Annotated in this window: 11 protein-coding genes; 7 read left to right on the top strand and 4 right to left on the bottom strand. The window is 65.5% G+C overall.

The features are described 5' to 3' along the window. Nucleotides 1–25 precede the first annotated feature (25 nt). Both HWN72_RS24730 and map read left to right on the top strand, forming a co-directional pair. A complete protein-coding gene (locus HWN72_RS24730) occupies nucleotides 26–238 on the top strand; it encodes a ParD-like family protein (protein WP_211151620.1) in 213 nt (70 codons plus the stop codon). Next, nucleotides 235–1,023, top strand: a complete 789-nt coding sequence (gene map / locus HWN72_RS24725) for a type I methionyl aminopeptidase (protein WP_211151619.1) — start codon at nucleotides 235–237, stop codon at nucleotides 1,021–1,023. The genes HWN72_RS24730 and map overlap by 4 nt, the downstream gene beginning before the upstream one ends. Nucleotides 1,024–1,130: 107 nt before the next feature. On the opposite strand, the gene HWN72_RS24720 is transcribed toward map, so the two are convergent. Beyond that, entirely contained in the window at nucleotides 1,131–3,395 is a 2,265-nt protein-coding gene (locus HWN72_RS24720) for a S9 family peptidase (protein ID WP_211151618.1), read from the bottom strand. A 108-nt stretch (nucleotides 3,396–3,503) separates the two neighbouring features. Between HWN72_RS24720 and HWN72_RS24715 the strand changes: the two genes are divergently transcribed. Beyond that, on the top strand, nucleotides 3,504–4,583 hold the full coding sequence (locus HWN72_RS24715; RefSeq protein ID WP_248006306.1) for a glycoside hydrolase family 76 protein: 1,080 nt from the start codon (nucleotides 3,504–3,506) through the stop codon (nucleotides 4,581–4,583). A 151-nt stretch (nucleotides 4,584–4,734) separates the two neighbouring features. On the opposite strand, the gene pncB is transcribed toward HWN72_RS24715, so the two are convergent. Both pncB and HWN72_RS24705 read right to left on the bottom strand, forming a co-directional pair. Beyond that, nucleotides 4,735–6,039 (bottom strand): nicotinate phosphoribosyltransferase, encoded by a 1,305-nt coding sequence (pncB, locus tag HWN72_RS24710; protein WP_008829288.1) that lies wholly within the window; start codon nucleotides 6,037–6,039, stop codon nucleotides 4,735–4,737. 11 nt (nucleotides 6,040–6,050) lie between these two features. Then, nucleotides 6,051–6,776, bottom strand: a complete 726-nt coding sequence (locus tag HWN72_RS24705) for an NUDIX domain-containing protein (protein ID WP_008829289.1) — start codon at nucleotides 6,774–6,776, stop codon at nucleotides 6,051–6,053. Between the two features lie 86 nt (nucleotides 6,777–6,862). Between HWN72_RS24705 and HWN72_RS24700 the strand changes: the two genes are divergently transcribed. The 4 genes from HWN72_RS24700 to HWN72_RS24685 all read left to right on the top strand — a co-directional run bounded on the left by HWN72_RS24700 (nucleotide 6,863) and on the right by HWN72_RS24685 (nucleotide 10,697). Then, nucleotides 6,863–7,447, top strand: coding sequence for a cysteine hydrolase family protein (locus tag HWN72_RS24700; protein ID WP_008829290.1), 585 nt, complete (start codon nucleotides 6,863–6,865; stop codon nucleotides 7,445–7,447). A gap of 129 nt (nucleotides 7,448–7,576) precedes the next feature. Beyond that, nucleotides 7,577–8,899: an MFS transporter gene (locus HWN72_RS24695; protein ID WP_211151617.1), complete on the top strand. Its 1,323-nt coding sequence runs from the start codon at nucleotides 7,577–7,579 to the stop codon at nucleotides 8,897–8,899. A 2-nt stretch (nucleotides 8,900–8,901) separates the two neighbouring features. After that, a complete protein-coding gene (locus tag HWN72_RS24690) occupies nucleotides 8,902–9,720 on the top strand; it encodes an alpha/beta fold hydrolase (RefSeq protein WP_211151616.1) in 819 nt (272 codons plus the stop codon). 68 nt (nucleotides 9,721–9,788) lie between these two features. Then, on the top strand, nucleotides 9,789–10,697 hold the full coding sequence (locus HWN72_RS24685; RefSeq protein ID WP_069709394.1) for a LysR family transcriptional regulator: 909 nt from the start codon (nucleotides 9,789–9,791) through the stop codon (nucleotides 10,695–10,697). 7 nt (nucleotides 10,698–10,704) lie between these two features. On the opposite strand, the gene HWN72_RS24680 is transcribed toward HWN72_RS24685, so the two are convergent. Continuing rightward, nucleotides 10,705–11,634 (bottom strand): alpha/beta fold hydrolase, encoded by a 930-nt coding sequence (locus HWN72_RS24680; protein ID WP_211151615.1) that lies wholly within the window; start codon nucleotides 11,632–11,634, stop codon nucleotides 10,705–10,707. Nucleotides 11,635–11,664 lie beyond the last annotated feature (30 nt).

The raw sequence follows: 11,664 nt of genomic DNA, 5'->3' as shown, positions 1-11,664 counted from the left end.
TACGAATCATATATGGAACTACCCAATGGGCATCGTGAACATCGATGACGACCTGCACGAGCAGGTCCGCCGGGCGAGCAAGGTTTCCTGTCGCTCGATCAACGCGCAGGCCGCGTACTGGATCAAGGTCGGCATGCTGTGCGAGACCAACCCCGGCCTCAGCTTCGCCGAGATCATGGAGCGGGAACTCAGTTCGGCCGGAGTGCTGCCGCCAACGCTGGGGGCAAGGGCCGCGTGACCAAGACTCCCGAAGAACTGGCGCTGATGGCGCAGGCGGGGCGGCTGCTGGCCTCGGTTTTCGAGATGCTCGACACCGTGCCGCTCATCGGCAAGTCGACGCTCGATATCGATACCCTCGTCGAGCGGTTCATCGTCGATGATCTCAAGTCGCGCCCTGCCAGCAAGGGGCAGTACGGTTACGGCTTCGTGCTCAATTCCTCGGTCAACGACGTCGTCTGCCATGGCGTGCCGTCGTCGTCGGACGTGCTTCGCGACGGGGACATCGTCAACTTCGACATCACGCTGGAGAAGGACGGTTTCATCGCCGATTCCAGCAAGACCTACATGGTCGGCAATGTCGATCCTGCGGCGCGGCGGCTTGTGCAGGTCACTTACGAGGCCCTGTGGATGGGCATCCGCACCGTCCGTCCGGGCGCAAGGCTGGGCGATATCGGCGCGGCGATCGAGAAGCACGCCAAGCGCCACGGCTATTCGATCGTGCGCGAATACTGCGGCCACGGCATCGGGCGCGAGATGCACGAAGACCCCCAGATCCTCCACTTCGGCAGGCCGAACACCGGCATGCTGCTGCGCGAGGGCATGGTCTTCACTATCGAGCCGATGCTCAATCGCGGGCGCCGCAGCGTCTGGACCGAAGACGACGGCTGGACGGTGCGGACGAAGGACGGCTCGCTGTCCGCCCAGTTCGAACATACCGTCGCCGTCACCGCCACCGGGGTATCGGTGCTGACGCTACGCTCGGACGAGCGCGAGATGGGGCGGCGCAGGAAGGCCGCTGCCTAACCCTTTCACCAAACTCGTCATTGCGAGCGTAGCGAAGCAATCCAGGGCGGTTTGCGCGACCCTGGATTGCTTCGCTACGCTCGCAATGACGAGGTGATGGTCAGGAGTTACTCCTCCGGCTTCACCCCGTGGCGTTCGAGGAAGCCGAAGATGCTGTTCCACAGGTGCACGCTGATGCGCGGGCCGCGCACGGCGTGGGTCTGGCCGGGATAGAGCATCATCTCGAACGGCGTCGCCTCGCCCTGCATCTTAGCGATGAGGGTGGTGCTGTTCTCGAACACCACGTTGTCGTCCGACATGCCGTGGATCAGCAGCAGCGGATCGGCGATCTTGCCTGCATCATCCAGCGTGTCGGCCTTGCGATAGGCATCGGCGACCTTGCGCGGATCGCCCATGTAGCGCTCGGTGTAATGGGTGTCGTAGAGTTCCCACTTCGTCACCGGCGCGCCGGAGATGCCCGCCGCGTAGAGGCCCGGATCGGCCTCCAGCATCTTGAGCGTCATGTAGCCGCCGTAGGACCAGCCGTAAGTCGCGATCTTGGCCGGGTCCACGAAGTCCAGCGTCTTAAGGTACTCGGCCCCGGCACGCTGGTCCTGCACCTCCACAGTGCCCATGGCCTGATGGATCTGCGATTCGAATGCGACACCGCGATTGGCGCTGCCGCGGTTGTCGATCTCGAAGTAGATGTAGCCCTTGTCGACGATCGCCTGCGCCAGCGCGCCCTTCCATCCGCGCGTCACCGTCTGGACGTGCGGGCCGCCGTAATGCTCGAAGAACACCGGGTAGCGCTTGCCGGGCTTGAGCGGCGGAGTGATCATCATCCAGTGCAGGTCGGAGCCGTCCGCTGCCTTGATCGTGCCGAACGTTGTCGGTCTATGTCGGGCCATGTAGGGGCCGTAGGGATGCGCGGCGTCGAGCCTGTTCTCCTCCACCCAGGCCAGATGCTTGCCGTTCTCGTCGGCGATGTAGGTCTGCGAAGGCTGCGTCGTCGAGGAACGGGTGACAAGCACCGTCGATCCGTCCCTGCTGCCCGATGCGGCATTGGCCCAGCCTGCCTCGGTCAGTTGCTTCGGCGTACCCGGCTTCGCCAAATCGATGGCGTAAAGCTGCGGCGCCAGCACATCGTCGCGATTGCCGAGGAACAGAACGCGGCCTTTCGCTTCGTCCACGGAAACCAGCTTGGTCACCATCCACTTGCCCGAAGTCAGCTGCTGCCACTTGCCACCCCGGAAATGATAGAGGTGCCCGTAGCCGTCGCGCTCGGACCACCAGACGAGGCTGCCATCCTTCAGGAAACGGTAGTTGTCGGTGAGGTTGACCCAGCTGCCCTTGGCCGCCTCTTCGGTGAACAGGACGCGGCTCTTGCCGGTCGCGGGGTCGACCGCCAACATGTCGAGGCGGGTCTGCTCGCGGTTCTGGCGCTGGACGTAGAGCGTGCGCCCGTCGCGCGCCCAGTTGACGCGGGCGAGGTAGATGTCGCGGTCGGGGCCGAGGTCCACTTCGACGCGGCCGCTGCCGTCCGGCTTCATGACATGGAGCGAGACGAGGGCATTGGGCGTGCCCGCCGCCGGGTAGCGCTGCTGGTAAGTGTGCGTGCCCTCGGCGCCGATCGCGGTGCGGGTGACGACGCCGACGGGCGCTTCGTCGTAGCGCTCGACGGCGATGAGCTTGTCGTCGGGCGCCCACCAGTAGCCGTCCATGCGCGCCATTTCCTCCTGCGCGACGAACTCGGCCTCGCCCCAGTGGACGGTGTCGGCGGTTTCCTTCGGGGTGATCGGCTTGTGCTCGGTCCCGCCGAGCGGGCCGACGTAGAGCCGCCCGTCGCGCACGAACGAGACGTAGGCGCCCCTCGGGCTCAGGGCAGCGTTCAACTCGTCCTCGGTGGAGTCGGTCAGGCGGCGCACGGACCCGTCGATCCCGGCGAGGTAGAGATCGCCGTCGAGCGGGACCAGCACGGCATCGCCGCCCTCAGTCCACTCGTAGGAGATGATGCCCTTGAGACTGCCGACGCGCTGGCGTTCGCGCTGCATCTTCTCCGCCTCGCTCAGCGCGCGGCCGGAGCCGAGCTTGAGGGAATCGACCAGCATGCGCCATTCGCCATTACGGCGGTCGTAGGCCCACAAGTCGTAGCGGTCCTTGTCCTCGGCGCGGCCGCGCAGCAGCGTGATGTAGCGTCCGTCCGGAGAGACCTTGACCGCGCGCGGCTGCGGTCCATCCAGCGAGGGGCTGGCGAAGACGCGGTCGAAGGTCAGGTCTGGTACGGTTTCGAGCATGGCGGAAGCGCTCCGTTCGGCGGGGGCAGCGAAGGCGGGAAGGGCGGCAGAAGGCAGCGCGGCGAGGATGCAGGCGCTCAGCAGACGGGCTCTGTTCATGTCCTATGTCCTAATGACAGGTCCGTGCGAGGGAAAGCCATTGGCGCTGCCCCTGGCATTTCTTATGTGGAGCGTCATGCGCTTACGGGTCGGCGGGGAGACCACAGTTTGAAGAAGACGTTGGCGGCGGGCCTGTCGATGGGGCTGCTTGCGCTGGCCTGTGCCGGAAGCGCGCGTGCGCAGGACGATGCATGGGCACCGCGCGCCCGCGCGGCTGCGTCCTATCTCGACGGGCAGTGGGGCAAGCCGGACGGCTGGGCGCAGAGCGAGGCGTGGCAACGCTTCGTGATAGTCGATGCTCTGCTCGACCATGCGCGCCGCACCGGGGACGATCGCTGGAACGCGCGTGTCTCGGCAGCGGTGCGTAATCGCTCCGGGCTCTATCTCAACGACGACGACTTGTGGGCGGTGATCGCCAACGTTCACGCCTGGCAGGTCGATCGCGATCCCGAATTGCTCGACTATGCCAGCACGACCTATCGGCGCATCGTCACCAGCTATTGGGACGACCGCTGCGGCGGCGGCATCTGGTGGGACCGCAAGCGGACGTACAAGAACGCGATCACCAACGAACTCCTGCTCTACGCCTCGACGCAGCTTTACCTTGCGACCGGCGAGGCGAGCTATCGCGACTGGGCCTTGCGGACATGGACGTGGTTCGAAGGATCGACGATGATCGACGGCGATGGGCTGGTGAACGACGGCCTCGATGCCGCCTGCCACAACAATGGCCAGCCGCGCTTCACCTATAATCAGGGCGTGCTGCTGGGTGGCCTGAGCGACCTCACCCGCATCACCGGCGATGCACAGTATCGCGCGCTGGCGGTCAGGACGGCGCTCGCGGCGACCCGCAAGCTGTCCAACCCCGGGGGCATCCTGCGTGAGCCGGTGCCCTCGATCGGTGCGGACGGGCGGATGTTCAAGGGCGTGTTCGCCTTTCATCTCGGTCACTTGCTTAACGATATGACGAATGAGCCTGAACGCGCGGAACTTGCCGTCTGGGCCGATCGCAACGCCGAAGTGGTCTGGACCCTGAGCGATGGCGGCACCCGGGCCGTCGCAGGCGATTGGTCAGAGGCATCGTCCCCGACGGACGCGGCGGCGCAGACCTCGGGCCTTGCGATGCTGCTTGCCGCATCGGGGGCAAAGCGTGAAGCACCGCCAAGGCAACTGGGCGCGGATCGCTAATTCTATCGCCGTCATTCGCGCGACAGCGGGAACCCATCTCCTGCGGTTTCCTGTTGCGCCCTCATCAGATGGGTCCCCGCCTTCGCGGGGATGACGATGATTGTTTCAATCGGCCACGTTCACGCTGGACTGAACGCCGGCGCAGCAGCGGTCAGACCAGCACTTCAGCGGTCTGGCGCCCGGCTTCCCCGAAGATGCGCAAGTAGCGTTCGATCTCCGCCGGGGTCCCGGTCGCCTTGGCGGGATTGTCGGAGAGCTTGACGGCCGGACGGCCGTTGGCTTCCACCACCTTGCAGACCAGCGAAATCGGATCGAGATCGTCCGTCGCGAAGGGCGCGCAGCCGCGGAAGTCGTTGGTCAGGTTGGTGCCCCAGCCGAAGCTCATCCGTACTCGGCCGTGGAAGTGGCGATAGGTCGCCTCGATGCTGTCGATATCCATGCCGTCGGAGAAGATCAGCAGCTTGGTCCGGGGATCGCGGCCCTTGTCCTGCCACCAGCGGATGATCTGCTCGCCTCCTTCGATCGGCGGGGCACTGTCGGGGCGGAAACCGGTCCAGTCCGCGACCCACTCGGGCGCATGGCGGAGGAACGACGCGGTCCCGAACGCATCCGGCAGGGCGATGAGCAGGTTGCCACCGTAGTGCGCCTGCCAGTCCTCGAGCACGCGGTACGGGGCACTGGCAACCGCTTCTTCCCCGTCGGCGAGGGCGGCGTAGACCATCGGCAGTTCATGCGCGTTGGTGCCGATCGCCTCGAGGTCCGCGTCCATTGCCAGCAGGACGTTGGAGGAGCCGATGAAGCGCTCGCCCAGTCCTTCCTTCAGGGCCTCGACGCACCAGCGCTGCCACAGGAAACCGTGGCGCCGCCGCGTGCCGAAGTCCGAGATGACGAGGTCGGGCAGGGCTGAGAGCCGCTCGACCTTTTCCCACAACTTGGCCTTGGCACGGGCATAGAGCACATCCAGTTCGAACCGGCCGCGCCCTTTCATGCCCGCGCGCGAGCGCAGTTCATTGATGATCGCGAGCGCCGGGATTTCCCACATCATCGTGTGCGTCCAGGGGCCGTGGAATCGCAGTTCGTACTGGCCGTCGCGCCGGTGAAGCTCGTACTCCGGCAGGCGGAACTCGCCCAGCCACGCGATGAATTCCGGGCTGAACATCTGTCTGCGCCCGTAGAAGCTGTTGCCCGCCAGCCAGATCAGTTCCTTCTTTCCGAACCGCAGCGAGCGCGCATGGTCCAGTTGCGCGCGCAGTTCCGCCTCGTCGATGATATCGGCGAGACGCACGCTGCGGGTGCGGTTGATCAGTTCGAAGGTCGCGTTCACTTGCGGGTGAAGCTGCCGGATCATCTGGAGCATCAGCAGCTTGTAGAAATCGGTGTCGAGCAGGCTGCGCACGATCGGGTCGAGCCGCCAGTTATGGTTGTAGGTGCGCGTGGCGATGTCGGTGAAAACCATGGTGGACCTGCTCAGGCGTTGGGGATGATCGGACGGAAACGGAAGAGTTCGGCGGGGCGGAACGAGGCCCCGGTCTCGCGCTCGCCGGTCGGCTCAAGCCAGCCCCGGTCGAGCATGCGGCGGCGGAAGGCCGACTTGTTGAGCGACTGGCCGAGGATCGCTTCATGCACGTCCTGCAGGGCGCGCAGGGTGAACCGCTCGGGCAGGAGCGCGAAGGCGAGGGAGGAGTAGTCGATCTTGCCCCGCAGCCGCTGCATCGCGACGCCGAGGATTTCAGCGTGGTCGAAAGCCAGCGACAGGCGGCCGTGCTTGCCCGCAGCCTGCGCCTTGCCGTCGCCCGGCATAGTGATCCGCGCCAGCGACAACGCGGGATCGGCCTCCAGCGCGGCAGCGAAGCGATCCGCCGGAAGCAGGGCGAAATAGGCCACGCTTATCACCCGCATGCGCGGATCGCGTTCGAGGGCTCCGAAAGTGTAGAGCTGCTCGACATAGGCGCCGTCCATGTGCGCCTTGTCGGCGAGCACCCGGCGCGCGGCCGAGTCCAGATCCTCATCGACCGAAACGAACCCGCCGGGCAGCGCCCAACTGCCTGCATGAGGGTGCTCATCGCGTCGGACCAGCAGGGCCGCCGGGGCTCCATCGACTATCGACATGAGCACGAGATCGACGGCGACCGAGGGGCGATCGTAGCCTTGGGCATCGTAACCCGCCAGAAATTCGGCCTCGTCCTGGAGCACGTCCTGAACCCTTATGCGCAAGATGCACTTTACTTATGTTCACAGTAAGTATATGTCAAGTGCATCAGCAGTACCCGGAGGATCCGATGAGCGGTTTCGTGATTGTCGTGGACATGCAGCATGATTTCGTGCGGAGTTCCGGGGCGCTTCCGGTCCCCGATGCCGAGGCGATCGTCGCGCCGATGCAGGATTGGCTGGCCTCGCTCGACCCGCGCGAGGTGGCGGGCGTGCTCATGACGTTCGATACCCATGTCGTTGCGGAATATGTTGGTTCTGCAGAGGCGGAACAGTTCCCCATTCATTGCCAGAAGGGCACCGCAGGCTGGGTAAGCGTGCTCGACGTAGCCGCAATAGATTCTGCCATCCCGTTGTACACACTGGAAAAGGGTGTGTTCGACATGTGGCAGCAAGCGGACCTGCGCATCCGCTCTGGTCAGGGCGAGGAGTTCGAGCGGGATGCGTTCTTCCGCGATCTCGCCGGCCGAGGAATCGACTGCGTGACTGTAGTGGGAGTGGCCGCTGACTTCTGCGTGCGCTGGGCCGTGGAGGGTTTGCTCACGCGCGGTTTCAAGGTCGAGATGCCCGCTTCGCTGACGCGCGGGATCGGCAAGGATGCCCATGTCGTGGCGCAGGAACTTGGCCATGAGGATCGCCTGTGCCTGGCCGGATGAGCAACTGTTGCACCGATAGATAAATCCTCACTGTCCGGCGGTTTGCCGTCCAGTGGATAATCACCGTCGCTTTCGTGATCTCGCCTTCCGATGGGGTAAGGGTCGGTACGCCCCATCTGAGGAACTACCATGACGCGACTTGACCAGCCCGGAACGGACAGGGCCATCGGCCCCGCCGTCGCCTGGGTCACCGTCGGCACGCTCTTTCTGGCGCAGATCGTGTCCACCATCGATCGCGGGATGCTGGCTCTGGTGATCGATCCGGTTCGCCGCGATCTTTCGATCAGCGAGATGCAGATCGCGCTGCTGCAGGGGTTCGCGTTCTCAATCTTCTACGTCACCGTCGGACTGCCGCTGGGTGCCGTGGCGGACGTGGTGAACCGGCGCCGCCTGCTTATCGGCGGGATCGTGATATGGAGCGCGGCGACGATCGCGGGCGGTTTTGCGCAGGGTTTCGGGTCGATGTTCGCCTCGCGTCTGTTTATCGGCGTCGGCGAGGCGGTGCTGGGGCCTTGCGCTGTCACGATGATCAGCGACCTGTTCCCGCCGCATCGCCGGGGACGGCCCATGGCGCTTTACGTCTTCGGCAGCATGATCGCCTACGGCCTCGGCTCGCTGGTCAGCGGGGTGATCCTGGACCTGGCGCCCAGGGGCGTGTTCGCCGGCCTGCCGATCATCGGTGAACTCGCCCCGTGGCGCATCGCCTTCGCGCTTGTGGGAGCGTCCGGCCTGCTGATCGTGATCCTGCTGTTCCTGCTGCGCGAACCCGCACGCCGCAGCGATGCCGTCACCGGGTCGGAGCCGAAGCTCTCCTTCGCCGAGGGGCTCGGCCTGCTGGCGGCGCAGCGCGGGGTGTTCCTGCCGCTTTACGGATCGCTGGCGCTCTATGCGATGGGCGGTTCGGTGGCGACGGGATGGGGCGCCGTGTTCCTCACGCGCGCTTTCGGGTATCACGTCGGCGCGGCCGGAAAGGGCCTCGGCACCAGCCAGATCGCATGGTCGGTCGCCGGAGCGCTCGTCGCCAGCGTCGTCGTCGACCGTGTCGGCGCGCGCTCGGGAGCGCTTGGGCGGACGCGGCTTGCCGGAGCCCTGTCGCTGCTCGGCATTCCTTCGTGCCTGCCGCTGCTGTCCGGCAGCGCTCCGCTGGCCATGGTCATGCTGGGCGAGATCATGCTGGTCAGCGCCATTTACGGAACCACGATGCTGTCGGTGATCTCGGAGATCACGCCCACCAAGGTGCGCGGCTTCGCGGTGGCGCTCTATGCCTTCGTGATGACGATCATCGGCGCCTCGCTCGGCCCGCTGGCGGTGGCGTGGCTGACCGAGTCCGTGTTCGCCTCCCCGGCGGCGGTGGGTCGATCCATGGCGATCGTCGGGCTCTGTGCCTTCATCGCGGCGTCGCTGCTCGCTTTCCGCGCGGCTTCGCGCATCACCTCCGACCAACGGAACTGACCATGTCCAAAATCCTGCGCGGCTATGCGCCGAGCCGCTTCGGCCAACTCCACTATCGCATCGCAAAGTGCGACACCCCTGACGCCCTGCCGCCGCTGCTGTGCCTGCACCAGACGCCTAGCAACAGCGGCGACTGGCTACCGGTGATGGAGCCCCTGTCGGCCAAGCGCACCGTGATCGCCGTCGATACGCCGGGCTACGGCATGAGCGATTCCCCGCCCGAGCCGGTCACCATCGAGGACTTCGCCGAAATCATGGCGCAGTTCATGGCCGACCTCGCCGCTGAGGGCGAGATCCCGGCCGGTCAGTTCGACGTCATGGGCTTTCACACCGGCTCGATCATCGCCACGCAGCTTGCCCGCAGTCTGCCGGAGCGGGTTCGCCGCGCGGTGGTCTTCGGCCTTGCCGCCTTTCCGGCCGAGCAGCGCGAAGCCAAGCTCGCCAACCTTCTTACGGCGTTCCCACCGCCGGGTCCGGACTTGGCGCATGTCGAAAAGCTCTGGGCGATCATCGGCGAGCTGAGCGACCCGCGCATCTCCTACGAGGAGCGTCACATCAGCATGGCCGAGTGCCTGCGCCTCGGCGCGCGGATGCCATGGGGCTATATCTCGGTCTATCGCTTCGACTTCCTCGGCGCGATGGCCGAAGTGGCGCAGCCGGTGCTGGTGATGAACCCCGAGGATGACTTGTGGGAGCCGACGCTCGCCAACTCGCACCACTATCCCAATGGCCGCCGCGTCGATCTCCTCGGGGTGAAGCATGGCGTGCTCAAGCTGGAGAACGCGCGCGTCGTCGGCGAGATCGACGCCCACCTGAGCTGATTACTTGAGCCGGGCGGCGGACATGCCACATTGTCCGCCGATTAGGTCGCCAAGGCAAAGGAAAACCCGTGAACCTCGTGCAGCTCAAGCGAATGATCGCGATCTACGAGAGCGGGAGCCTGCGCAAGGCATCGAAGATGGTCGGCATCACGCAGCCCGCGCTGACGCTCAGCATCCGCCAGCTGGAGGAGGAGTTCAACACCAGCCTCTTCGAGCGCGGCCCCAACGGCGTGCGCCCGACCGAGATGTGCGAGAAGCTGGTCCAGCGCGCGCGCCTCATGCTGATGGAGGAGCAGCGCATTCTCCACGACCTCGCCACCGCCAACCGCGTGCCCAAGGTGGCGGTGGGGGTGCATCCGATCATCATGAACGATACGATGAGCCGCGCCATGCGCCAGTTCGTCGAGCAGGCGGGCCACGTGGATATGTGGGTGCGCGAAGGCTACACGACGCAGCTGCTGGACCTGCTGTCATCAGGCGACCTCGACTTCGCATTCTGCGGATTGCCTGAAGGTTACGCCGACGATGCGCTGGAATTCGAGCCGCTGTTCAAGCGCGAATATGCCGTCGTCGCCGCGCCGGACCACCCGGTTTTCGCTCTGACGGAGGACGATTTCGCCAGGGGCACCGACTTCGTCTGGGCGCATGTCAGCGCCTACGAGACGGCCGATCCGATCGACAACGACGACGTCGTGAACATGCTGCGCCGGTTCGGCTACGGACCTCAGAGCAAGTCGGTGAAAGCCTCGTCCACGACTTTCGTGAAGGCCATGATCCTGCACTCGGGCATGATCGGCATGGTCGCGTGCGAGGCTGTCGCCGACGAACTGGCGAGCGGCACTTTGAAGCGTCTGGCGGGCTCGGAAATTCCGGCGCCCGCCTTCGGCTTCATTACTCTCAAGGATCGCTACGAGACCCGCACCGTCCGGCTGCTCAAGGCGACCATCCGGCAATGGTGCGCTCGCAAGCCGAACTGAGCGCCAGTCACGTCTCGTCGAGGAAGGCCTTCAGCACACGGGCCGTGGCAGGCGGATTGTCCTGCATCACGAAGGCGCCCGAGTTCTCGACTATCATGGTCTTGCCGCGCTTCAGTTCGGCTTCCGCGGCGCTGCCGAACTTGAGGTAGGCCTTGTCGAACTGGCCGTAGACCAGCAGCGTCGGGGCTTCGATCCGGTTCATGGTTCCGGCGATCTCGGTGATCGCGACACCGCGTTCGGAAGGCTGGATCCACTTGCCCGCCGACTTGCGGCTGAGGATGCCCTCGGCATTGATCGGGCCGGTATTGATGATGCCGAAGGTCTTTGACAGCAGTTCCGGCGGCGTCGGAACCGGGTCGCCATTCTTGTCGAACAGGGTGCCCTGCTTGTCGTCCACCGCAACCTTGATCTCGGCCAGTGAGCGGCGATGGCCGAGAGCACAGGAGACGAGCGCGAGCTTGCCCACCCGCTCCGGCCAGAATGCGGCGAGCGGCACGGCGAGGCAGCCGCCGAGCGAGGTGCCTATCAGGTCCACCTTGTCGAAGCCGAGTTCGTCGAAAGCACCGACCAGCAGCGCGGCCGTCTCGCCAAGACTCTGGATGTAGGGCGCCGGGCCGTCCCAGCGCGAGCCGCCGTGACCGGGAAGGTCGAAGGCATAGACCTGCCGCCCCTCGGCCAGCATCGGCGCGACATGGCGCCAGTCGGACAGCCAGCCACCCAGCTTGTGCAGCAGCACCACCGGCAGCTTGCCTACAACCGGCTCTCCGATCACGGCATAGTGCAGCACGCCGCCCGCACGGCGCAGTTCGCCGAAGCGGGTCCACTGGCCTTTCGGGGGCGTCGGCAGGCTGGCAGCTTTCTGCGCGGCGAGGGCGGGAAACGCGCTGACTGCTCCGGCCAGACCTATACCCCGGGCAACATCACGACGGCTCAACATGGTCCTATTCCTCTTCGAAAGTGGCTGTAG

This window comes from Novosphingobium sp. HR1a, assembly GCF_015594425.1.
Lineage (GTDB): Bacteria > Pseudomonadota > Alphaproteobacteria > Sphingomonadales > Sphingomonadaceae > Novosphingobium > Novosphingobium resinovorum_A.
The sequence above is the reverse complement of the archived record's forward strand: the minus strand, read 5'-3'. Positions and strand labels throughout refer to the sequence as shown.